This is a genomic window from Streptomyces blattellae (genome assembly GCF_009709555.1).
GTDB classification, from domain to species: domain Bacteria; phylum Actinomycetota; class Actinomycetes; order Streptomycetales; family Streptomycetaceae; genus Streptomyces; species Streptomyces blattellae.
This window is the reverse complement of record NZ_WJBG01000161.1, coordinates 202,195-225,380: the sequence shown is the minus strand read 5'-3', so window position 1 is coordinate 225,380 and position 23,186 is coordinate 202,195. Positions and strand designations below refer to the sequence as shown.

The window sequence follows — 23,186 nt, the reverse complement described above, 5'->3', positions numbered from 1 at the left end:
AGCAGGCCGATCACCCCGCCAAGAGGCCGCTGTGGAGGCCCGGGAACCCGAGTTCGCCGCCCGGCGATTAGTCAGGTGCGGCGCGGCAGCAGGCCGATCGCGGCGACCGGTACGGCGGCCAGCGCCAGCCAGGGCACGGACGGATGCAGTCCGGTGTCGAGAAGGGAGCCGGTGGCCGAGCTGCCGGCCAGCACGATCAGGCCGGACACCGACGAGAGCGCCCCGGTGTAGAGGCCGAGCCGTCCCTCCTCCGCGAGGTCGGGGACCCAGGCCCGGGCGACGGGCGCGACGAGCATCTGGCCGAAGGTGAGCAGCACCACGAAGCCCGCCGCGGGCAGCAGTCCCGCGACGCCGGTCCAGCCGGCGGGCCGGGCGGCGGCCACGACCGCGAACCCGGCGGCGATCAGCAGCAGTCCGGCCACCATCGAGCGGCGCATCTCCAGCCGCTCCCCCACCCAGCGGGTGACCGGCAGCTGGGCGGTCACCACCAGCAGCGACGACAGCGCGAACAGCCAGGCCAGCGGCGCCTGCGAACCGGCCGCGCGCTCCACCTCCGCGGGCAGCGCCAGGTAGAGCTGGTTGTAGGCGAGCAGATAGGCGCCGTTCCCGCAAGCCAGCGCGAGAAAGCGGCGGTTGCGGAGCAGCAGCTTCATGCCGCCCCGGACTTCGACCCGGGTTCGCCCCGGAATGTGCTGCGGCAGCAGCCACGCGTGCCCGGCGAGGACGAGGACGAAGATGCCCGCTCCGGCCAGGCAGACCGTGCGGAAGTCCACCGACAGCAGCAGCCCGCCCAGCAGCGGCCCGACGAACGCGCCCGCCTGTCCGGCCACGGTGAACAGCGCCAGCACGCGGGTGCGCGAGCCGCCACCCGACGCCTCCCACACCACTGCCTGCCGGGCGACCTCGGACTCCACGGCCGGCGAGAACAGCGCGGCGGCGAACCCGATGAGCAGGACGGCGCCGATGACGGACCAGGTTTCCCGCGCGTACCCGAGCCATGCGAACCCGGCGATCCGCAGCGCACACCCCGCGAGCACCACGGGCCGGATGCCGTACCGGTCGGCCAGCGCCCCGCCCACCACGAACAGCCCCTGCTGGCTGAAGGTCCGCAGGCCCAGCACGAAGCCGACCAGCCAGCCCGCCAGGCCGATGGCCTGTCCCAGGTGGTCGGAGAGGAAGGGCAGGACGGCGAAAAAGCCGATGTTGAAGGCGAGTTGGGTGAGGATCAGCAAGTGCAGCAGTGGAGACAGCCGGGCACGCGGGCCGAGCGTCCGCGTGGTCATCGGGTCTCCGTTCCGGAGATGGCCGACTGACCTTTCCTCAAGGGCGGTTGGACCGCATTGACACGGGCCGCCGTCACCGCGAGTGCCCCGAGCAGGGCGAGTACGGCGGCGGGGGCGAGGACCGCCCAGGGGGCGCGTTCGGCGTAGGGCTGGTTCTCGGCGAGCAGCAGGCCCCACTCCGGGGACGGCGGCTGGGCACCGAGGCCGAGGAAGGCGAGCGAAGCGAGGGCCAGGGCGGTGCCGGGCAGGCGCAGCAGGGCGTGCCGGGTGACGGGTGGGAGGACGGCGGGGAGCAGGTCGTGGCGGAGCACGTACCAGCGGTCCGCGCCGAGGGCGCGGGTGGCGGTGATGTGCAGGGCGGCGCGTTCCTGCCGCAGCAGCGCGGAGGTGTGGGCCGCCAGCGGCGCCCAGGCGACGGCGGTCACGGCGAGCGCGGGCGTGGCGGCTGCGCTGCCCGTGACGGCGGTGACGAGGAGCGCGAGGAGGACCGGCGGTACGGCGTTGACGGTGTCGACGAGCGGCCCGGACAGCCGGGGCACCAGCCCGAGCAGTACGCCCGTCAACAGCGCGGCGGCACCGATCGCGAGGGCGAGCAGCAGGGTGTCGAGGGCGCCGTGACCGACCCGGGCCAGTACGTCCCGGCCGAGCGCGTCCGTGCCGAACGGGTGTGACGGGGAGGGGGGTTGGAGTCGTTCGCCGGTGTCGAGGGCGAGCGGGTCGCGGGGCAGGCCGAGCGCCACGACGCCGACGAGCAGGCCGCCGTGGACAACGGGCAGGATGCCGCGGGCGGGCGGGGCCGGCCGGTGCAGGGAGGTCAGGGCGCTGTCGCGCAGGGCGGGGCCGGTCAGCCGGCGGGTGAGGAGGCTCGCGGCGCCCGCGGCCACGGCGGCGAGCAGGACGAGAGCGAGCGTGCCGGCCTGGAGGACGGGGAGGTCCTGGGCGAGGGCGGCCTGGAGGGTGGTGCGGCCGAGGCCTGGGATGTCGAAGATCTGCTCCACCGCGACGGATCCGCCGGTCATGCCGACGACGAACAGGCCGGTGTTCGGCAGCAGTCCGGGCAGACAGCGGCGCAGCGCGTGCCGGGCGATCCCCGCCCGGGGAATTCCGCGCGCGTCGGCAGCGAGCGCCCAGGGTTCGGCGAACGCGCCGGGCAGCAGGTCGTCGAGGAGCCGCCCGAGCACCGCCCCGGCGGGCAGGCCGAGGGCGAGCGCGGGCAGCAGCGTGTACTGGGGGCCGTACCAGCCGAGTGCGGGCAGCCAGCCCAGCTGGACTCCGACGACGGTCGCGAGCACGGACGCGGTGAGGAACTCGGGCAGCGCGGCCAGGACGGCGGAGCCGCTGCCACCCGTGCGCCGCTGGCGCCGGCCGCGCCACAGGGTGCGGGCACAGATGGTCCCGGCCGTCAGGACCGCGACCGCGAGCGCCACCGCCATCAGCAGCAGGGACACGCCGAGGGCCTGGAGGACGTCGGGCATGACCTCGCTGCCGGACAGCCACGAGCGCCCGGCGTCCCCGCGCCACAGCCCGCTCAGCCACTGCCCGAGCAGGTGCGACGGGCCCGCGTCCAGGCCGAGTTGGCCGCGGATGTCGGCCAGCACCTCGGGCGTGGGGGCACGGTCGGCCGACCGGGCCTTGAGCACGGTGAGCGCCGGGTCGGTCCGCGCCAGCCACGGCAGCAGACCGATCACGCACACCAGGGCGAGGGCGAGTCCGGCCCGCCACAGGAGCGTGGCCGCGTGCTGCCGCATGGGTCAGCGCCGGGTGCCGGTGGAGACGAGGGTGCGCTCGTACGGGTCGAGGAGCGCACCGCTGACCGAGGTGGCCACGCCGGTGATGATCTGCTGGTGGACCAGGGGAACGACGGCGTCGGTGCCGAGGATCGCCGCCTCGGCCGCCATCGCCGCGTCCTGCCGCTCCTCGGTGTCGGCGGTGCCCTCGGCCTTCGCGACCGCCGCGTCGACGCCCTTGTCGCACAGCTGGGCGATGTTGTAACCGCCGTCGCAGGTGTAATCGCCGGCGAGTACGGCCACGGGGTCGCCGGTGTCGACGAGGGTGTTGCGGGCGACTACGACCGCGTCGAACTTCCCGTCCAGCGCGTCGCTCTCCATCCGCGAGTACTCGCGGACCTCAAGCCGGACCTTGAACCCCGCCTTCTCCAGCTGCTGCTTCAGCACCTGGGCGACTTCCGGGAGTTCGGGCCGGTTGTCGTACGTCGCGATGGTGATCGACGCTCCGTCCGGTGCGGCGGCCTTCGCGCGCCCGGCAGGCTGGGTCCGCTTGCCCTCGGCCCAGGTCACGGCGGGTCCGTAGATACCGGCACCGGCGTCGGCGTACCCCTCGTAGACGCCATCGGCCAGCGCGGAGGTGTCGATGGCCTCGCGGGCGGCGGCGCGCAGCCTCGCGTCCTTGAAGGCGCCGGACGCGGCGTTGAGTTGCAGGCTGGTGGTGCGGGCCGTCGCGGTCGCCTCGCGGGTGTCCTCGTCGAGGGTCGCGGCCTGGGAGACGGGAATCGCCTCGGCGAGGTCGACCTCGCCGGTGCGCAGGGCGCTGGTGCGGGCGGTGCCGTCGGCGATGAACTTCACGTCGATACCGGAGGACTGGGCGCGGCTGCCCCAGTAGTCGTCGAAGCGGTCGAGGGTGGCGGCGGTGCTGCCGGTCACCTCGGTGAGCTGGAAGGGGCCGGTGGCGGTACCGACCGGGTCGACGCGGTCCTTGCCGTCGTAGGCCTTCGGGGAGAGCACGGCCAGGCTGGGGCTGGACAGGCGCAGCGGCAGGACGGGGTCCGGGTCTTCGGTGGTGATGCGGACGCCGGTGCTGCCCGCGGCCTTCGCGGTGAGCGTGACGCCGGAGAGCGCGGCGGGCGCGGGCTTGGCCTCGGTGGCCCGGGTGAGGGCTTCGGCGACTGCGGACGGGGTGACGTCCGTGCCGTCCTGGAAGGTGGCCTCGCGCAGGGTGAACAGCCAGGTGCGGTCGTTCTCCTGCTTCCAGGACGCGGCGAGGGCGGGGGCCGCGGAGCCGTTGGCGTCCAGGGCGGTCAGGCCTTCGGTGACGCCGAGCCGGCTGAGGATCGTGGCGTCGGCGCCGTACGGCGAGAGGTTCTCGGCGGGCGGGAAGGCGAGGGCGACGCGGAGCCGGGAACCGGAGTTCGCGTCGTCTGTGGAGCCGCCGTCGGAGGCGAAGCAGCCGGTGAGGACCGGGGCGAGCAGCAGGGCGGCGAGGATGCGGCGCACGCGGGTCACCGGCCCATCGGTATCTCGAAGTGCACGATGCCCTGACCGCCGCCCGCGTCCTCGCGCTCGTCGTGCACGACCTTGCCCAGGGACCGCCAGAACCCCTCCGCACCCGGCACCGCGGGATCCGTGTGCAGATAGACGGACCGATATCCGCCGTCCGCCGCCGCGAACGCCATCAGCTCACCGACCAGCCGCCGGGCCAGCCCGCGCCGGCGGTGCTCCGCGCGGACGTACACCCGACGAACCTGCGCCGTCTCACCGGACGGAAAGCGCTCGGCGACCTGCCGCGGGTTCGGCGGGTGGGCGGGACCGCGGGAGTCGAGCGCGGCCGTGGCGACGACTTCACCCTCGGAGGCGACCGCCACGAGCAGTGCATGGCGGGCCGGCGCCAGATAGGCGGCGGCCGGGTCGATGATGTCGGCGTGCCATCGGGGCACGTATCCGCTACCGAAGTCTCGGTACACGGTGTCGAGCATCACGGCTCGCACACCGTTCAGGTCGTCGGGGCCTGCCGCCCTGATGCTGTAGTTACGCACTTGCACATCATATGCATTAAGTGTGCGGGGTGATCACCGGGCCGGTGTCAGAAACCCCGCGACGGTTTCCGTGAACCCCTCCTCATCGTCCAGCCACGGAAAGTGCCCCGCTCCCGGCTGTACGACCAGCTCCGCGTCCGGGAACAGCGCGGCGTACTCCGCCATCACGTGGGGCGGGGCTGCCAGGTCGACCGCGCCCGCGAGCAGGAAGACCGGCGCCCCGAAGTCGGCGAGGGCCTTGCGGGTGGCGTCCGGCGTGAAGGCGCCCTCGGCGGCGAAGGCTGCCATCACCTCGCCGTTGTCCTCCGCGTCCGAGGCGGCCTGGTGGGCGCGGGCCACGTCGTCCCAGCGGCCGTAGGAGAAGGGGGCGATCGCCTGCCGGCTCTCGGCGGAGGGCCTGCCCGCGACGATCTCCTCCAGCGCCGCGTACGCCTCCGGGAACCACGGTTCCTTCCTGCGCAGCAGCGCGATCTGCTGCCGGTCGGCACCGGTGAGGGGGAGGCCGACCGCACGGACGCTCGGGGTGATCAGCATGAGCCTGCTGATCCGCTCGGGGTGGCGGGCCGCGTACCGCGCCGCGAGGTTGGCGCCTCCGCAGTGGGCCAGCAGATCGACGCGTTCCAGGCCGAGGTGTGCGCGAAGTGCCTCGATGTCGTCGACCATGCGGTCACAGCGGCAGGTGGCCAGGTCCCGCGGGGTCGCCGAGTCGCCGGTGCCGCGGAGGTCGAGCCTGATCAGCTGCCGGTATGCGGACAGCCCGCCCAGTTCGCCGAGGTAGGCGGAGGCGGCGGGGCCCCCGGGTATGCAGAGCACGGGAGGACCGGTCTCTCCGGACACATGGAAGGCGAGGGTGGTTCCGTCGGGCGCGGCGAATGTCGGCATGCGCGCGAGCCTGTCAGGGGGGTTGGGGCCCGGCAAACGAATTGGATGCTGTTGGCGAATCGAGCCGACGGTCGACAATTGTTGTCTGAGTCTCGGCGACACGCCGTGCGTGCGGCGTGTCGCTGAGACTGAGCGCACAGTTGGTTCCCGTCGCGCCCCGAATTCGGCCGGGATGAGAGGGGCGATGACCTGGCGTCACAGGTGGGCCCGAAGTTCGTTCCGGAGCTGGCGACGGGCCCTCCCGTCGCGCCTCGCTTCAGCGGCCGGACGCCAACGCCACGAACCCGGCCCACGCCTCGGCCCCAACTGCCAGCACGGGCCCGGTGACCTGCTTCGAGTCCCGTACCAGTACGGCTCCGGGGGTTGCGGCGATCTCGACGCATTCGCCGCCCCCACCCGTGCTGTAGCTGCTCTTGAACCAAGCGGCCTCCGGCACTGCCGCCCCGCTGCGGTGAACGCTCACGCCTCTCCCATCAGTTGCACGACGAACGCCGACGACTCACTGGGCGTCAGCGCCTGTGATCGGAGGATGCCATACCGGGCTTCGAGCTCACGAACCCGCGACGTATCGGTGTACAGGCGGCTATCGTCCTGTACTTCGGCGTACGCGATTCGGTGCCCCTTGTCGGTGTCGATCAACGTGAAGGGGCCTCCCAGCGCGGCATTGTCTTCGCGCTCAGTCGGGATGACTTGCACCTCCACGTTCCTCATCTGCCCGATCAGCAGGATCTGTTCCAGCGTCTCACGCAGCGTCTTCGGGCCGCCGATCGGCCGACGCAGCACGGCCTCCTCAATCACGAAGCTCATCAACGGGGACGGGAGTCGGTTGAAGATCTCTTGCCGCACCATACGGGCTTCCAGTCGCTGGTCAATTACCTCCTCAGCCAGCAAGGGCCGCTGCATCTGGAAGACCGCCCGTGCGAACTTCGGCTGCGGAATCCGCCGCCCCTGCTCGATCGACGCGATCGGCTCCGCCGCGTACCCCATCAGCTTCCCGAAGGCCGCCCGGTCCAGCCCCGCCCGCACCCTCAGCAGCTTCAACTGCCGCCCGAACGCGGCAACAACGCCCGTCCCCGGCTCATCCTCCGGCCGCTGCCCGGCCTCGTCCCGTGCCCGCTCGTCCCTCACACCAGCACCGCCTCTCCCCCGCACCGCACGTACACAGGCCACCCCGCCACGTACAACGGCCCCGCGACGGCGCGTCACCCCTGGTCACGCTACGCCACCAAACGCCACCTTGGGGCCATGACCAGCAACTCCGCAACCAGGACAGCCGCCCCAGCCACCACCCAACTCACCGCGCCCACCCACCACTTCGCCATGCGTTTCAGCTCAACCCCGCGCGGCGCCCGCCTCGCCCGCCGCCTCTGCGCAGTCCGCCTCGACGCATGGGACATCCCCTACGGCACCACCGCGCACGACGCCCTCACACTCATCACCGCCGAACTGTGCGCCAACGCCGTCCAGCACGGCCACGTCCCCGGCCGCGACTTCCACCTCCGTCTCACCGCCCACGCCACGACCGTACGCATCGAAGTGACCGACACCCGCGGCGAGCGGCTCCCCACCCCCGCACCCGACGACCCCACCGGCAGCCGAACGAACGGCCGCGGCCTGCTCCTCGTCGCCGCGCTCGCGGGCCTCTGGGGCTGGTACCCGCGCCCCGACGGCCCGGGGAAGACCGTGTGGGCGCAGCTGACGATCCCGGCCGCCCCGCCCCCGGTGATCGGCGTGACCGAGGGCGGGACTGTCTCCGCGTAGCGGCAGCGACGATGCGACGAGCCCATGCCGCACCATGTACGACATGGAGACGACTGCGCGTGAGTTCAACCAGAACGCCTCACGGATCCTCGCCGCCGCTGAGCGCGGCGAGTCCATCACGGTAACCAAGAACGGGCGGCCGGTCGCCGTGCTCTCCCCTGTGGGCGATCAAGGAACACCGGTCCCGCCTATCCGACGGACCCCATGGGCGAGGACGACGAGGCGCCCGTGTTCCACAGCGGTGCCCCCGTGGACTGGTCGGAGGGCCGTGGTGAGTACCTGGAAGGGTCAGGGCCCGCCGTCGCAGCCGTCAGTCCCGGACCGAACCGGGTGCCCCGCCGAGGAGCAGTGGCCAGACGCTGGGCATCTCGGTCACCGGTACCTCGATCAGTGAGGGTCCTGGTTCGCTGAGGCAGTCCTTCAGAGCGCCGGCGAGCCGTTCCGGGGTCCCGGCCCGGACCGCGGGCACCGAGAAGGACTCCGCGAGGCGTACGAAGTCGGGGCTGGTCAGGTCGCTGCCGATGAATCTGCCCTCGAACTCGTCCGCCTGGATGCGCCGGACGTTGCCGTAGGCGTTGTCGTTGAAGACCACCGCGGTCACTGCGATGCCGTACTTGCGGGCGGTCGCCAGTTCCTGCATGTTCCAGCAGAATCCGCCGTCGCCGTTGACGGAGACGACCGCGCGGTCCGGGTTGCCCACCTTGACGCCCAGTGCCGACGGGTATCCGTAGCCCAGGGTGCCCTGGTAGCCGGGGGTGAGGAAGGTGCCCGGGTGGTGTACGGGGTAGCCGACGGCGGCCAGATAGCCCACCTGGGTCAGCTCGTTGACCAGGAAGCCGTCGTCGGGGATCGCATCCCGCAGCGCGCGGACGTACGACCACTGGGGTTCGACGCTCTCGATCCTCCGGGCGCACCAGGCGCGTATGTCGGCCAGTTCGCCGGGTGGCCATCCGGTCTCCGATGCCGAAGGAGGCGGCGCCGGTGTTGCGGACAGTGCGGTCGGCAGTTCACTGAGCGCCGTGCGGGCGTCGGCGCACAGGGTGAGGCCGGCGCGGCGGGGCGGGCCCAGATCGGCGGGGTCCGCGTTGACCAGGGCGACGGCCGCTCCGGGCGCGGTCGGGACGGCCGTGCCGCGGGGGGAGACGAAGCGGCTGCCCACGACCAGCACCGCATCCGCGGCGGCGAGCAGGCGCGGTGCCGCGAGGCTGGGAAAGGCGAGCCTGTGGTGGGCCGGCACCGCGCCGCCGGCGTTGCGGCTCATGACGACCGGGGCGGACAGCTCCTCGGCCAGGGCGGTCAGGGCGGCGCCGGCCCACGAGGCGAGCACTCCCCCGCCCGCGTAGATCAAGGGACGGCGCGCATCCCGCAACACGGCGGCGATCTCCGCGAGGACCTCCGGCTCCGGTCCCGCGGACGCGCCATCCCACCCCTCCCCGCCAGGCTGCTCACCGTCCGGTCCAGGCCAGGCGGACTCCAGGCCCGTCTCAGCCCGCCCGGCCAGCACACCCCCGCCCTGTCCGGCGGACTCCAGGCCCGTCTCAGCCCGCCCGGCCAGCACACCCGCACCCGCCCCGACCGGCTCCAGCTCCGTCTCGGCGCGCGCGGTCAGCACGTCCGCGGGGACGGTCAGGGCCACCGGTCTCGGGCGGCCGGACCGTGACCGCCGTACCGCTTCGTGTACCAGTCCGGGGATGCGGTCCGGGCTCCCGGCCCGCGCGGACCACTTGGTGACCGAGGCCAGCATCCCGTCCTGGTCCGGCAGTTCGTGCAGCATCCCCAGTCCGCGGCCGGCCAGCGCCGAGGGGATGTCGGCCGCCACGCACAGCATCGGCGACGAGCAGGCGTACCCGGTGGCCACCGCGGGCAGCGCGTTCAGCACGCCCGGCCCGGGAACCACCAGGCACACGCCGGGCCGCCCGGTGGTGCGTGCGTACGCCTCCGCCATGTGCGCCGCGCCCTGCTCGTGCCGGGCCGCGATGTACTCGATCGGTCCACCGGCGGCCTTGGCGCGGGCCAGGGCGTCCAGGACGTGGTCGAGCTGGACGCCCGGGACACCGAAGACATGGCGGACGCCCTCACGTTCCAGCTGCCCGACGAGCGCCTGCGCTCCGCTCAGCTCCACGTCGCCGCCACCTTCTCGTCCCGTGGCTTCTCCTCGGCCGTCCCCGACCTCGCGTCCCGGCGGTCCAGCCAGCTGAGCACCGGAACCGTCATCACCGTGGTGACCAGGGCGACGAGGACCAGCGCGGCGAACAGCTCCTCGCTGACGATGCCGGCCGCCAGCCCGATGTTGAGCGCGATCAGCTGCATCAGCCCACGCGCGTTCATCAGGGCACCCACCCGTACGGCCACCGGACCGGGCTCGCCGCGCAGCCGGGCAGCGGCCCAGCAGCCGCCGAACTTGCCGGTCACCGCCAGGACGACCGCGGCGGCCCCGAACGCCATCACGGCCGGGTCGGCGAACACGTCGAACTGCGTGTTCAGGCCGGAGTAGGTGAAGAACATCGGGACGAACACGACCTGGGTCACGGACTGGGTGGTCCGCACCAGCCGCTCGGACGCCTCGCCGCGCGGCATGGCCATCCCGACGCAGAACGCCCCGAACACGGCGTACAGGTCGATGATGTCGGTGAACCAGGCGGCGCAGAACAGCACGGCGACGGTGAACAGCAGCCGGGTGTCGTCGCCCAGGCCCGGCCGGTTCACGATCCACGCCAGCAGGCGGCGCCCCAGCAGGAAGAGGACCGCCACGAACAGGACGGAGCCGCCGACCGCCGTCAGGACGGGCTCCACCTCACCGGAGGCCACGCTCAGCACCCCGGCGAGCATGATCCAGGCGACGGCGTCGTCGGTCGCCCCGGACGCCAGGGCGAGGGAGCCGAACCGGGAGCCCGCCAGGCCCCGTTCGGTGATGATCCGGGCCAGCATCGGGAAGGCGGTGATGGCGAGGGCGACGCCGACGAAGGCCGCCGTCACCCAGACCGAGACGCCGTCGACGAAGATGCCGACGTGGCCCTGGACCACGAGGGTCAGCCCCACGCCCAGTGCCAGCGGGATGGCCACCCCGGCCGAGGAGACCGCCACGGCGGTGCCGGCCAGACCGCGCCCGGCGTGTGCCCGGAACTCGTACCCGGCGGCGAACATCAGGGCCACCAGACCGATCTGCCCGGCCACGTACAGCACCGGCCGCAGTTCCGGCGGGAAGACCTCGTCCGAGAGGTCCGGGGCGAGAAGTCCGAACAGCGAGGGCCCCAGCAGCACCCCGGCGATCATCTCGCCGACCACGGGCGGCTGCCCGAACCGGGCCGCCACCAGGACGACCAGACGGCACGTCAGCAGAATCACGACGACGGCCAGAAAGAAGGCAGGAGCGAGCTCCACAGGAGTCATGATCGCGTCCCTCTCAACGGCCGGCGGTGACGGAGGTGGAACCGCCGGACGAGGCGGCGAAGTAGGTGCGGCACAGTCCCTGGCGCCGGGCGTCCCACACCATGTAGCTGCCCAGGACGAGTTGGGTGAGGCTGCGGGGGACGGACGCCCAGCGATCGGCCAGGCGCATCACCGCGAGCCGGGTCCGCCGGCCGGCCGGGCTCCCGGCCGCCGAGGTGGTGTGCGGTACGAGCAGGCAGGGGCCACGGCTGGGCAGTGACCGGGTGTGCTCCGCGGAGGACTCCAGCCGGAAGCGGCGGAGCGTCTCCTCGGCCGCGACCCGCATGGTGAGGACGGCGAAGCCGCGCGCCGGACAGGGGCGGTTGGCGGTCACCCCGAACGGGATGGAGGCCGACGGCCTGGTGTCCTGACGCAGCCACCGGTCCGGGTCGAACACGTCGGCGCCGGACCCTTGGTATTCGGGGTAGTTGAACAGCAGGACCGAACCGGCCGGGATGGGGGCCCGGCCGTCCCGGGGGATCTCCCCGGAGGTGATCCGGTGGGCGACGCCGAAGAGCGGGAAGTGCTGCAGCGTCTCGTTGATGACCCCGTCCAGGAAGTCCGGGTCCTCCTCGCCCGCGAGCAGGCGGTCCTGGACCGGCCGGTGCGTGGCGAGGGCCAGCAGCAGATGCGCCATCGCCTCCGACATCTGCACCACGGCGGTGTTGAAGAAGGTTCCCTGGAGGTAGTACGCCTGCTCCCGCTCGGAGAGCGCGGACGGCAGCGGCACCGGCGGGGGGTCGTGGGCGAGCCTGTCCCGCAGGTAGGCGGTGAGCCGGGCCCGCCGGTCCATGTGCCGCAGGCCGGTGCACTTCAGGGCACTGACCACGTCGTCGGCGTTGCCGGTGATCAGGTCCCTGACGTGGCGGGGGCACGGTTCACGGAAGACGACCTCGTAGTAGACCTCGGCCCACACCGGCATCATCAGGTCGCGCAGCCTGACCTGTACGTGTGCCTGTCCGGGGAGTTCGTCGAGTACCCGGCGGGTGCAGCGGCCGACCAGCTCCGTCCACTGCTGACGGGACAGCCCGGCCAGGATCTGCCGGGTCGTCCTGGCCACGTCGTCGTAGCGGGGTCCGGGCTCCAGGTGCTCCTGGTGCACCTCCGGGCCGGGCGAGAGCCAGTACCAGAACAGGTCGGACAGGGCGGCGCCCCGGCTGCGGCCGTTCGCCGCCGGATGCCCGTACACCTTCTTGAACTCCTCGGCGGGCACCTCCCGGCCGGGTGCCTGGATGCCCTCCTCGCCGCCGACCCAGGCGAAGATGCGCACCCGCAGCGCGACCACGGTCCTGGGCAGCCAGTACGGCAGCGCGGCCAGCAGAGCCAGGACCGCGCCGGTGACCAGCCATCCGGTGGCGCTCACGCGATCACCCCGCCGAACCGGGTGTCCGCGCCCGGCACCACGGCCGGGCCCGGCGCCGGTCCCCAGGTGGGCACGCGGACCAGATCGGGCGTCAGGTCGGCGAGCCCCGTCGCCCCGCACAGGGCCATGGTGTCGTCGAGTTCCTCGCGCAGCAGCTCCAGCAGCCGCCGGACGCCCTTCTCGCCGCCCTCGGCCAGCGCCCACATCACGGGTCGGCCGATGCCCACGGCACACGCGCCGAGCGCCAGGGCCTTGACCACGTCGGTGCCGCGGCGGACTCCGCCGTCCAGCACGACCGGGATGCGGCCCGCGACCGCGGCGAGGATCTCCGGCAGCAGCTCCAACGTGGCCGGTACGGTGTCGAGTTGACGCCCGCCGTGGTTGGACAGCAGCAGCCCGTCCACGCCGTGCCGGACCGCGAGCCGGGCGTCCTCGGGGTGCAGTACGCCCTTGAGCAGGACCGGCAGGTCCGTGACGCCACGCAGCCAGGTGATGTGGTCCCAGTTCAGCTCCGGGGACATGGCGATCTGCCGTACGTGGCCGTGCTCGCCGTCGCGCAGGTCCACCAGGTTCTCGCAGCGCAGTCCGGGCGGCAGGTCGTCGAAGCCGTTGCGCCGGTTGCGTTCGCCCGCGCCCAGCACCGGGGAGTCGACGGTGACCACCAGGGCGGTGCACCCGGCGTCGGTGGCCCGCCGTACCAGCGCCTCGGTGAGGTCCAGGTCGGGCTGGATGTAGAGCTGGAACCACAGCGGTACGTCGTCGCCGGCCGCACGGACCGCGTGGGCGATCCCGCCCACGGCCACCGTGGACGCCATGGAGACGATCATGATGGCCCCGGCCGCGGCGGCGGCACGGGCGGTGGCCACCTCCCCTTCCGGATCGACCAGTTTGTGAAAGGCCGTCGGGGAGAGCAGGATCGGCAGACTCGCCCTGCTGCCGAGCAGGGTGACGTGCAGGTCCCGGGCAGCACTGCCACGCAGCACCCGGGGCAGCAGCTGAAGACGCCCGAACGCCGCCTCGTTGGCCCGTACGGTGATCTCGTCCCGCGCTCCGCCGGCGATGAAGTCGGCGTACACCGGGTCCAGTTCGGCGCGGGCCGCCCGCTCGAAGTCGTGAACCGTGTACTGCACGCCGCTCACCGCCCGGCGTGGCTCGGCCGGCGGGCCTGCTCGCGGGCGAAGAACTCGGCGAGCGGGGCGCGGTGGACCTCCGGGTGGTCCCACTCGTTCTCCAGGTTCTCGGCCAGGTGATGCGTACCCAGCAGCTCACCGGCCCGGAAGTGCCGGATCACCGGGTGCAGATAGGCCGCGTCGAAGGCGTCGTCGACCGAGTTCTGGGCGGTGCGGCGCACCGTGATGTCGAAGGGGTCGACCTTGTCGTGGTCGGGCCCGTACTCCAGAGTGACGGTGAAGTAGTCGCAGTCCTCGGTGAGTCGGCTCTCGTGGGCGTACGCGACCGGGACCTCCTCGTGGTAGCGGGCCGGTTGGCCGGGTGCCGTGACGATCAGGTCCCCGATCACGGCGAACTGCTGCCACAGCGCCGAACTGCGGTTGACCCGGGCCACCACGGCGTCCGCCAGCGCGGCCGGGGAGGCGTCCAGCGGCTGGTGCGGCCAGGGCCGGTCGTGGTGGCGCTCGTCGAGGATGCGGCTCAAGGCGCGTACGGCGTAGCGGAATCCGTGGATGAAGCCGCCGGTGGACTTCTTGAAGTCACGCTGCTGCATCAGGGTGCCGGCGAAGTACAGGCCGGGCACGTTCACCGACTCGTATGCCGGGGAGAGGGCGGCGAAACGGTCATTGATGACGAGTTCGGGCCGGCACTCCGGGGCGAAGGCCGACGCGTCGAAGCGGAAGCCGGTGCACACGACGACCCGGTCGTAACGCAGCTCCTTCACCACCTCGTCGGCCCGGGAGAAGCTGAACCTGACCCGGTACCCGTCCTGGTCCTTCTCGATCGACAGCACATGACCGTCCAGCAGCGCGTTCAGCGACTTGAGCTGGTAGGTGTCGAGGAAGTTGTTGTTGACCGCGCGCAGATGCCCGACGTAGTGGCTGTTCCAGGCCATCCGTACGGAGTGCGGCCCGGCGACGTGGATCACCGCCGCGGTCTCGACGAGGTTGTCCGCGGTCTCCAGGGCGGAGTTGCCCTTGCCGAGGATCAGCACGCGCTGGTCGGTGAAGTCCTCGGGATCGACGGATACGACCGAGTAGTCCTCGGCGGTCTCGATACCGGGGATGTCCGGGGTGTTGGGCCGGGACAGCCCGGTGGCCATGACCAGGCGCCGGGCCAGGTGCTCCTGGCCGTGCCGGTCGGTGACGGTGAACATGCCGTCCGTGCCGCGCCGGATCCGCTCCGCCCGGGTGTCGTACGCGATGTCCAGCTTGAACGCCTCGGCGTAGTCGGCCAGATAACGCAGCAGGTCGTCGGCGTGCGGGAAATAGCGCTTGCTGTACCGCGTGAACAACAGCTCAGGATCCGGGGACAGGAGCGAGTTCCAGTCCATCCGGAGATTCAGCTCGGGATCGTCGGTGCCGTTGTACACCTTGTTGATGGAGATCAGCTTGCGGTGGCGGGGAAAGGTACGGAAGAAGGTGCCCGGGGCTTGGCCGCCCTCCAGGATCCGGTATCCGTGACCGGCCGCCTGGAGTAACTGCCCGAGCTGTAGCCCGGCGGGGCCGCCGCCGACCACGAGATAATCGAGAGGCTCATTGCGCATCGAGTTCATGGATCTCTCCTTCTGCTCCGGGCAGAAAGCTGCCCGGAGACCGGCGGGGGTGAGGGCACGGGAGGGCGCATCGGCGTGGTGCGACTCGCAGGCAGGCGCCGTAGTGTCCGGCGCGGTGGAGAGAAACAGGCGCCGGGGGGAACGGAATCCGGGGGCGCGACGCCCGTCGGCGGGCATCAGGGAAGCTGGTTCGGTCAATCGCCCGGAACGAGCATGTGCGCGCGGGGAAAGCAGTTCGCGGGGCGAGCGCCGGGGCGGCCTGTGACGGGTACATCCGTGCGAGCTGTCAGGAGCATGACAGGCCCTTCCATCGGATTTCTCCTTGAAATCTCAATGAGCACCGTAGTTACCCACGCCCGGCATGAGCAACAGCGCATCTGAGATGACAGCGATTCGACAGGTGCCTCACATGAAGGCGGGACCGCTGCGACGCTCTCAAGACGGGCCGAAACGCCACTCCTCGACGCCGCGGCCATCACGCTCTCCATCGGCGATGCGGACTCGACCAGGCCGGCCCGAGTCCGCTCGCCTTCACCGGCCCCGACCTCACCCGTCGGATCCTGGCCTACGCCGGCTTCCTCAGGGCGCGGCGGCCGTTTTCCGCACGAGCCAAAGGGGACGGCGGCGTGCGGCTGTCAGCCGATACCGGCGATGGGCCCCGGAGCAGGTGCTCCGGGGCCCATCGTGCGCACACGCGCCGTCACACAGAGGTGGCGTGGACGCCGGCTCCCGCCACGAGACCCTCGGTCGAAACGACAGCCGTGAGGCCGGCGAAGACGTCCGCAATCGGCGTCTCAAGGAAGAGACCGCCGGAGCCACCGGCCGCGAGGCCGCCGGAGACGTGGTCCAGGTCGGCGTCGGAGATCTCGGCGGTGGCAATCCTGGGGGCCAGGTTCATAACGTGCGGTTCCCTTCACATCGGAACTTCGGAATGGCAGAGTTCGCCCGATTCCCGAAATGGGAACCCATCCCGGCGACTTGTGCCGCGCAGGATCAAAGCACGCCGATAAAGACGCGGCCAGCCGTCCGGGGACCACAGGGGACCCACAGGGAAAGGCGACTTCACCCATGTGAGAGCACGGTGACCGAAAAAGCCGACTCCTTCACGCAGCCTGCCGCCGCACTGCACGCATGACGGTTGCCATCGATTCCCATGACGGATAAGCCCGTGCCGAGACCGCCGTAATCCGGCGCGGTCGTGATCACTGCTCAGGTTTCTGGACGACCTGTCGGTGAAAGGTGTGCAGGTTTACCGGATCTTCGGCACCGGCCCCCAGGTGGGGCGTCATTTGGGGCGGGCGCGGGCGGCTGAGTTCATCCGGTCGGCTGCCGGGCGGTGTGCTCCTCCCCCGGCCCCGGTGCGGGTGCGGCGCTGACAGTTGCCCGGTACGGCACACCAGCGCGTGGCCCGTCGTCGAGGAGGACCGCCACAACACGGTCGAGGGCCACGCCAAGGTGGCGACGACGATGTGCGCGCTCGTGAAGGACCACCACTGCGCGGGTGAGAGTTGCCTGATCGCGCATCAGGACGCTGCTGCGGGCGATACGCCAGCCGGCCCCAGCGCGCCGTCGAGCACGCCGTCCGGCATCCCGTCGAAGACCAGCGGCAGAGCGAGCGGCACGACCCCCGTGATGCCCGGTCCGAGAAACCAGGCCCTGCGTGCCGTCCCCCTCTCACCCCGCCGCTGACCTCCGGCTTGACGGAATCCTCGCACGGGACGGCGAGCCGTTTCACTGCCGAATCCCGGCACAATGTTCAGGCGCCTTTGATGCCGGGTCGCAGTGCCTGCCAAGTGCCCGACCACGCCAAGGTCGACCCGGCGCGTCAGCCGGTGGGTTCGATACGGAGGACGGCGGCCTTGGCGCGGATCTCGACGACCTTCAGGCTCATGGCGTCGTTGATGGTCGCGGCGGGCCCCTCGCCGCAGCCGAGCCTGACGCCGCCTCCGCCGTTCGAGGACACGCTGCCGCCACCGTTGCAGCCCGAGACGCTGTAGCCCGACCCCGTCAGCGGCGCGACCATCTCGACCTCGTCGCCGGTGATCGCCGTCACCTCGATCGGCCCGAGACCGTACGTGTCCGGCACGGTGACGACGTCCCCCACGGCGACCTCGATCTCGCACGTACCGTCAGCGCACGGCCCGGTCGGCGACGGCGACGGCGTGGCCGTGGCCGTCTCCGTGGGAGTCGGCGTGGAGCCGGACCCGCTGGGCCGGCCCTCGGCGGAGGACCCGTCCGAGGAATCCGAGGAACCTGAGGAATCCGAGGAACACGACGTGAGCGCGGCGAACACGACAGCGGCGAACACGGCGACGGCGGTGGATGACCTTCTACGCATCATGGTCGGCATTGAACTCCGCCACGTCCGGGACCCCTCCCCATGCCCTAGCACGGACGGCTGTAATCATCAAGTCCTTCGTTCCCAAGGCAACTTGGCCCCCTATAGTGCTCCACCGTATCGACGTCATGGCGTGCAATGGGGCACGCCGGGGGCGGGAGTGCACGTGGAACAGGCGTTGGACGACGCGGTGGCGCAGCTGACGAGCAGGAACCGGCTCCGCCGGCCGGGACTGCGGTTCGGCCGCCCCCAGGGGGCCCTGGTTCTTCAACTGGAGGGTGCGGAAGACGCCGTACGGCCGTGGCCCCTGGCGTTCCACGGGAGATACCGCGGCGTGCTGCCGGTCAACTGCCCGGACCCGGTACCTGACGAGGAGACGGAGGAGCAGCAGGTCGTCACCGAACTGCTGGCCATCGCCCAGGGCTGCGGCTACGACGGCCGCCCGGCCTACCGGCTGCCCATCAGCTTCCCCCGTTTCGCGGCGGCCTTCGCGGCGCTGTACGTCTGGCAGCGCGACGAGCGGTCCATGCCCGCCACGCAGAATGCCAGGATCGCGCTCGTGGTCAAGCAGGCGATCGCCGAGGAACGCCGCTACACCCTGAAGGAGTGGAAGGAACGGGTGGAGGCGATCGCCCGGAACGAGCAGGTGGTCGGACAACTGGCCGGTCTCGTCGGGGTCGGGGTGGCGGTCGCCGACTTCTTCCGTGTCCCGCACCGGAGGGCGGTGCGCTGGTACCGCAACAAGTGGTTTCGGAACCGGCACCTTCCGAAGCACGAGGTCTTCAAGGAACTGCGCACGTGGCAGCGGAAACCCGTCGCGGACAAGCAACGGCTGCTGGTCGAGGCGCTGCTGGCGGACATCGACGCGCACTACGGCTTCTTCCGCCGCCTGAACCGGGCACGGCGACCGGTCATCCTGCTCCCCGACGTCGACGCCTCCCCCGCCCGGCGCCGTATCAGGGACCGGTTGCTGGAGGCGTACGACGCCGGTTCGAGCGGGCTGCGCGTCCACCCGATCGTCGTCGCCACCTCCGCCACGGGTGCCGCCCCGCCGCCGCACGGGGAACAGGATCCCGTGTCGGCGGACGCTCTCACGGCCGCGGTGCCCGAGCGGTTCCGCGGGCGGCAGGAAGCGGTCCGGGAGTGGCCGGGCAACCAGAGCGTTTCCATGCCGAGCCGCCTGCTGCAGGTGACCTTGGATGCCCGGCCCCCGGCCCCGCTCGGCCCGTTCGTCGGCGGTCGGTGCGGTCCGTTGACGCTGTCCGCGAGCGCCCTGTGCATGGTCGGCGCGCTGATCGGGGGAGGCCTGACGGTGCTGCCCCTGCAGGAGAGCTGCGGCGAGCACCTGTGGAAACGCGGCGCGGACTGCGTCGGCGTCTCCGACGGCACCGGTGTGTTCATGCCCGAGTTCCCCGGCATGACCGATGTCTTCGCCCGGATCGAGGCCGAGAACGAGCGGATCGCGGACCAGCCGCATGCGACCGTCGCGCTGATGATCCCGATGGAGTCCGGCGACGACGCCGTACGCAGGCAGATCCTCAGCGAGGTGCAGGGCGCCTACCTGGGACAGCTGCGGGCCAACGGCTCGGGCGCGGCCCCGGCCGTCCGTCTGGTGCTCGCCAACCCCGGCCGGGACTACCGCCAATGGTCCTCCGCGGTGCGACAACTCGTCGAGCAGGAGCCACGGTTGCGGGTGGTCGCGGGGCTCAACCTGAGTCTGGACAGCACCCAGGCCGCCATGCACCACCTCACGAACGACTTGCAGATCCCCGTGGTGGCCGGTCTGCTGACCTCGCAGGACCTCGCCAACTCCGAAGGTCAGCGGCCGTACCGGTACCCGGGCCTGGCCCGCGTCGTCTCCGCCAGCAGGGACCAGGCCGCCGCGCTGCTCCACTACGATCCGGGGCTGGCCGACACGGAGACGGCGCTGGTCGCCGACACCAGGCCGGGCGACAACTACAACAAGTCGCTCCGGGACGCGTACGCCGAGGCGCGGGGAGCCGGTGCCGGGACTCAGGAGATGACGTTCGAGTCGGAGGGGGCCGAGATCGCGGGGTTCACGCCGAACGAGTTCGAGACCTTCGCGACGAACCTGTGCGAGTCGAGGGCGCGCGTCGTGTACTTCGCGGGCCGGGCGTACCACCTGGAACTGTTCGTCAAGAAGCTGGCCGCGACCTACTGCTCCCGCAAAGAGGCGTACACCGTGATCACCGGCTCTGCGGCGACGACGCTCACCGAGCGCCTGGACGGGACGGAACGCGCGCTGCTGCGGGGCGATCCCGGGGCCGGCACCCCCGGCGTGAGCGTGCTCTACGCGGCACCGGCGCATCCGGACGCCTGGACCGTGGAGCTGGAGCGGTGGCAGAAGCAGGCCGGCGAGAAGGCGGCCGATCCCGCGAGCCGGCCGCGCTACCTGGTCGAGCCCCAGCGGGCCATGGAGCAATTGTCGGCGGAGGCAGCGGCCGAGGAGGGACGGCTGGGGAAGGTGCGGTTCGACGACGGGCGGGCGATCGAGACGTACGACGTGATTCTGACCGCCGCGAAAGCCCTGACCAAGGCCGCGGCGACCACCCGGACTCACGTCCCGACGAAGGAGCGGGTCGCCGAGGAGTACGAGAACCTCAATTCGGCGTTCCGCGTCCAGGGAGCGTCCGGCTGGATCTGCCTGACCAACGCCGGCAACCCCTACAACAAGGCCCTGGCCGTCGTCCGCCTCGACCCCGGCCTCCCGAGCCTGAAGTTCGAAGGCCTGGCCTGGCCGAAGGGAACCCCGGCGGCCGACGACCGCTGCGTGGTGCCGCAGAACCCGCAGTAACGGCCGACGCGGCGGGACGGGCGACGGCACACCCCCGCACATCCCGCGGAGCGCTCAGCCGATGGTCGCGGTCGCGGGCAGCAGTACGACGCCGTCCTCGTCGGCGTGCAGGATGTCACCGGGCGTGAAGGTGAACACCGCCGAAGGTCCTCCGGCGGGAACGCCGTCCTTCAGGACATCAACTTCACCGTCGACGACGGTGAGTTCTTCACCCCGCTGGGCCCGTCGGGCTGCGGCAAGTCGACCACGCTCTCCTGCGTGGCCGGCCTGGAGAACCCCGAGTCCGGCACCATCCGCGTCGGCGACCAGGTCTTCTTCGACGGAAACCCGCGCAACGCGGTGCCGCCGGAGGGCCGCAACCTGGGCCTCGTCTTCCAGTCGTACGCGCTGTGGCCGCACATGACCATCGCCGACAACCTCTTCGAAACACCAAAAGGAAGCGATGACGCACGCCCACGAGGCGTGAGTTCGGCGCGCTGGTCGGTCGTGTCCCCCGTCGTGGTGGAGCCGATCACGGTCCGTCGCCTCCGCTTCGGAGCCGTCCGGTACGTGCCGCTGCGGTCCGTCGTGCGATCACGGCTGGTCCCGGCTCGGCGAGCCCCAACAGGGCCGTCGGCGAGGGCGATTCGGGCCGCGACCTGCGGATTCCGCCAGCTTGATCGGCTACACCACTCGGCGGGACGCCATCCGCTGGTCATGGCCGGCGGGCACGACGGCGATCCCGTCCGCCCTCCTCGCGAGCCCGGCCTCGGCGGCACAAGCAGCCGGGGGAGGTGCCCTGGGGCGGGCCGCCGGCACCGGACAAGCCGCCGGCCATGGCCTCTGCCGCCGCTGCGCCGCGCAGGACACCGCCCTGCCCGGACACTCTGGATCGCTTCAGGCATGAAATCCGGAGAATTATGTCCGGTTGGTACAGTGGCCGTATGGCAGCGACAGAGAGTGCAGGGACAGCCCGGCGGGGACTGCGGGCGGATGCACTGCGAAACAGGCAGCGGATCGTGGAAGCCGCTCGCCAGATCTTCGAGGAACAAGGGCTTGACGCACCGCTGGACGAGGTCGCGGAGCGCGCCGGCGTGGGTGCCGGCACGTTGTACCGGCGATTTCCCACACGCGAGGACCTGGTCGAGGCGGCCTTCGAGGACGAACTGCTGCGCGTGGCGGCCATCACCGAAGAGGCGCTGCGCCGCGAGGACCCGTGGGCCGGGTTCTGCATGCTCGTCGAGCGGCTCTGCGCCGCGATGGCGACCGATCGCGGCTTGAGCGACCTGCTCACCGTCAGACTGCCCACCTCGCAGGTGGCGGCCACCATGGGCGAGCGACACGCCCAGGCCCTGACGCAACTCGTGCGCCGGGCTCAGGAAGCCGGTGTCCTCAGGGAGGATTTCGTTCCGGAGGATATCTTCCTTTTCCTCATGGCCAATGCGGGCGTGACGCAGGTGACCCGCCACGCGGCGCCGCATGCGTGGCGGCGCCTGATCGCCTACCTGCTGGCGGCGTGCAGGGCCGGGCACTCGGAACCGCTGCCGGCCGCGCCGACTCCCCTGCAGACAGAGCGGGCACTGCTCGGGCACGCGGAGACTAAGGGGTTGCGGCCGACCGGCCGTGACGGCCAGAACAAGAGCTGACGGCCGCTTCCCGGAGCGCCGCCGCCGTCGCCACGCGCAGACGCCTCGACCTGTGCCGCCGCTTTTCAATGTCTCGTGCGTCACAGAGGGAATAAACGGAGAGTGCAGTCCAGTTAAGCTGGTCGAAGAACCGGGGCACCACGCGTCCGCCGAGATGACGTGTCCTCGTCCGGTCAGGAGGCTGCCGTGAATCCACCCGCGTCCATAAAGGACAGCGCGTTCCTCTCGCAGAGCACATCAGTGTCGCTCCCCTGGGGCGTCATGCCGTTGTGGGAGTCACCCGAGGCGCATCGGGCGACTCCCCCCACTGCCCCGGCCGCATCCCAGGAACGCGGCCCGGTTCTCGTTTCGGGGAACGTGCGATGAGTTCCGTCGCCACCTGCGCGCATCGCCTTCGCCGTACGCGAGGCGACGTGCTCCCGGGAGGGCCCGCGCCACGACAGGCGACCGCGCGCAAGAGCCTGCGGCGGGGTGCGGCGGGCGTGGCCGCGGCAGGGCTCGTATACGTCTGCCTCCTCCTCGTGACCGCGGGAGACGATCCCCTCCTCGATGTGAGCTGGGTGGCATCCACCGCCGAGACCACTCGTCCGTACGAGGCCACCGCGGCGGACAGCTTGGGTGCGTTCGGTCACAGCACGGCGCATGTCCTGTCATGGATCGGCGCCTCCGCTCCCTGGCCGTTGATGGCACTGACCTTGTTCTGGCTGGCCGGCCGGGACCAGACGGTCTATGTGCGCGGTGCCCTCGCGTTGTTCGTGTCGAACGCGGCTGGTCTCGCCGTCTTCACCTCGCTCCGGGGCTTTCCGGCGGACGAGGCGTCCCTCGTCCGCGACTACTTCGCGCTGACCGGCGTGCAGGCGGGCTGGTATCTGCTGATGGCACTGGCCGTCACAGCCACCACCACGAGGCGCTGGGCACGGGCCACCGTGACGGTGATCGCGCTGTCCGCACAGACAGCGGCGGCGATCACAACGGACCACCGGCTGCTCGGCGCGCTGGTGGCGGCGGGCGTGCCGCTGGTGGCGTGGTACGCCGCGGGATCCGTTCAGCGAGGACGGGGAGCCGAGCGCCGCAGCGCCGTCGCCGCCTCACGCGCCACACCGCGCGGGCATGACGTGGTTCCCCTCCGGCCCCGGACCGAGGCGCCGGAGGCATGGGCCGGTGCGGAGCCCGTGCGGCTGCGGCAGGCGGGCTGA

At 71.6% G+C, this 23,186-nt stretch carries 19 protein-coding genes and 1 pseudogene; 6 read left to right on the top strand and 14 right to left on the bottom strand.

Annotated features, from left to right (window positions below; translation table 11 throughout):
• Nucleotides 1-71: 71 nt before the first annotated feature.
• The 7 genes from GFH49_RS20420 to GFH49_RS20390 all read right to left on the bottom strand — a co-directional run bounded on the left by GFH49_RS20420 (nucleotide 72) and on the right by GFH49_RS20390 (nucleotide 7,062).
• On the bottom strand, nucleotides 72-1,283 hold the full coding sequence (locus tag GFH49_RS20420) for an MDR family MFS transporter (RefSeq protein ID WP_155057525.1): 1,212 nt from the start codon (nucleotides 1,281-1,283) through the stop codon (nucleotides 72-74).
• The gene (locus GFH49_RS20415) at nucleotides 1,280-3,031 is read right to left on the bottom strand and encodes an ABC transporter permease subunit (protein ID WP_155057524.1); all 1,752 of its coding nucleotides are present in this window, start codon (nucleotides 3,029-3,031) and stop codon (nucleotides 1,280-1,282) included. Before GFH49_RS20415 ends, GFH49_RS20420 begins: the two co-directional genes overlap by 4 nt.
• A 3-nt stretch (nucleotides 3,032-3,034) precedes the next feature.
• On the bottom strand, nucleotides 3,035-4,522 hold the full coding sequence (locus GFH49_RS20410) for an ABC transporter substrate-binding protein (RefSeq protein WP_155057523.1): 1,488 nt from the start codon (nucleotides 4,520-4,522) through the stop codon (nucleotides 3,035-3,037).
• Entirely contained in the window at nucleotides 4,519-5,052 is a 534-nt protein-coding gene (locus tag GFH49_RS20405; RefSeq protein WP_196218060.1) for a GNAT family N-acetyltransferase, read from the bottom strand. Before GFH49_RS20405 ends, GFH49_RS20410 begins: the two co-directional genes overlap by 4 nt.
• 33 nt (nucleotides 5,053-5,085) lie before the next feature.
• The gene (locus tag GFH49_RS20400; protein WP_155057521.1) at nucleotides 5,086-5,934 is read right to left on the bottom strand and encodes an alpha/beta fold hydrolase; all 849 of its coding nucleotides are present in this window, start codon (nucleotides 5,932-5,934) and stop codon (nucleotides 5,086-5,088) included.
• A 256-nt stretch (nucleotides 5,935-6,190) separates the two neighbouring features.
• Entirely contained in the window at nucleotides 6,191-6,397 is a 207-nt protein-coding gene (locus tag GFH49_RS20395) for a DUF397 domain-containing protein (RefSeq protein ID WP_155057520.1), read from the bottom strand.
• Nucleotides 6,394-7,062 (bottom strand): helix-turn-helix domain-containing protein, encoded by a 669-nt coding sequence (locus tag GFH49_RS20390; protein ID WP_155057519.1) that lies wholly within the window; start codon nucleotides 7,060-7,062, stop codon nucleotides 6,394-6,396. Before GFH49_RS20390 ends, GFH49_RS20395 begins: the two co-directional genes overlap by 4 nt.
• 117 nt (nucleotides 7,063-7,179) lie before the next feature.
• Between GFH49_RS20390 and GFH49_RS20385 the strand changes: the two genes are divergently transcribed.
• Entirely contained in the window at nucleotides 7,180-7,695 is a 516-nt protein-coding gene (locus GFH49_RS20385) for an ATP-binding protein (RefSeq protein WP_155057518.1), read from the top strand.
• Nucleotides 7,696-7,729: 34 nt separating this feature from the next.
• Nucleotides 7,730-8,089, top strand: coding sequence for a type II toxin-antitoxin system Phd/YefM family antitoxin (locus GFH49_RS20380; RefSeq protein WP_328288285.1), 360 nt, complete (start codon nucleotides 7,730-7,732; stop codon nucleotides 8,087-8,089).
• On the opposite strand, the gene GFH49_RS20375 is transcribed toward GFH49_RS20380, so the two are convergent.
• The 7 genes from GFH49_RS20375 to GFH49_RS40235 all read right to left on the bottom strand — a co-directional run bounded on the left by GFH49_RS20375 (nucleotide 8,006) and on the right by GFH49_RS40235 (nucleotide 17,553).
• Nucleotides 8,006-9,817, bottom strand: coding sequence for a thiamine pyrophosphate-dependent enzyme (locus GFH49_RS20375; RefSeq protein WP_196218059.1), 1,812 nt, complete (start codon nucleotides 9,815-9,817; stop codon nucleotides 8,006-8,008). The two genes, GFH49_RS20380 and GFH49_RS20375, sit on opposite strands and share 84 nt — an antisense overlap.
• The gene (locus GFH49_RS20370; protein ID WP_155057516.1) at nucleotides 9,808-11,085 is read right to left on the bottom strand and encodes a cation:proton antiporter; all 1,278 of its coding nucleotides are present in this window, start codon (nucleotides 11,083-11,085) and stop codon (nucleotides 9,808-9,810) included. Before GFH49_RS20370 ends, GFH49_RS20375 begins: the two co-directional genes overlap by 10 nt.
• A 13-nt stretch (nucleotides 11,086-11,098) precedes the next feature.
• Complete coding sequence (locus GFH49_RS20365) at nucleotides 11,099-12,487, bottom strand: cytochrome P450 (RefSeq protein WP_155057515.1); 1,389 nt, start codon at nucleotides 12,485-12,487, stop codon at nucleotides 11,099-11,101.
• Nucleotides 12,484-13,617 (bottom strand): alpha-hydroxy acid oxidase, encoded by a 1,134-nt coding sequence (locus tag GFH49_RS20360; RefSeq protein WP_155057514.1) that lies wholly within the window; start codon nucleotides 13,615-13,617, stop codon nucleotides 12,484-12,486. The genes GFH49_RS20365 and GFH49_RS20360 overlap by 4 nt, the downstream gene beginning before the upstream one ends.
• A gap of 5 nt (nucleotides 13,618-13,622) precedes the next feature.
• Entirely contained in the window at nucleotides 13,623-15,212 is a 1,590-nt protein-coding gene (locus tag GFH49_RS20355; RefSeq protein WP_155057513.1) for an NAD(P)-binding domain-containing protein, read from the bottom strand.
• 700 nt (nucleotides 15,213-15,912) lie between these two features.
• A complete protein-coding gene (locus GFH49_RS20350) occupies nucleotides 15,913-16,110 on the bottom strand; it encodes a hypothetical protein (RefSeq protein ID WP_155057512.1) in 198 nt (65 codons plus the stop codon).
• Between the two features lie 927 nt (nucleotides 16,111-17,037).
• Nucleotides 17,038-17,553 carry a hypothetical protein gene (locus GFH49_RS40235; RefSeq protein ID WP_230396391.1) on the bottom strand — a complete coding sequence of 172 codons (516 nt, stop codon included), beginning with the start codon at nucleotides 17,551-17,553 and terminating at the stop codon, nucleotides 17,038-17,040.
• Between the two features lie 163 nt (nucleotides 17,554-17,716).
• On the opposite strand from GFH49_RS40235, the gene GFH49_RS20335 reads away from it, so the two are divergent.
• The 4 genes and pseudogenes from GFH49_RS20335 (at nucleotide 17,717) to GFH49_RS20320 (ending at nucleotide 23,186) form a co-directional block, all read left to right on the top strand.
• The gene (locus GFH49_RS20335) at nucleotides 17,717-20,365 is read left to right on the top strand and encodes a hypothetical protein (RefSeq protein WP_155057510.1); all 2,649 of its coding nucleotides are present in this window, start codon (nucleotides 17,717-17,719) and stop codon (nucleotides 20,363-20,365) included.
• A gap of 105 nt (nucleotides 20,366-20,470) precedes the next feature.
• Nucleotides 20,471-20,785, top strand: a pseudogene (locus GFH49_RS20330) (ATP-binding cassette domain-containing protein); the annotation flags it as partial.
• A gap of 503 nt (nucleotides 20,786-21,288) precedes the next feature.
• The gene (locus GFH49_RS20325) at nucleotides 21,289-21,990 is read left to right on the top strand and encodes a TetR/AcrR family transcriptional regulator (RefSeq protein ID WP_155057509.1); all 702 of its coding nucleotides are present in this window, start codon (nucleotides 21,289-21,291) and stop codon (nucleotides 21,988-21,990) included.
• Between the two features lie 362 nt (nucleotides 21,991-22,352).
• Nucleotides 22,353-23,186: a hypothetical protein gene (locus GFH49_RS20320; protein ID WP_155057508.1), complete on the top strand. Its 834-nt coding sequence runs from the start codon at nucleotides 22,353-22,355 to the stop codon at nucleotides 23,184-23,186.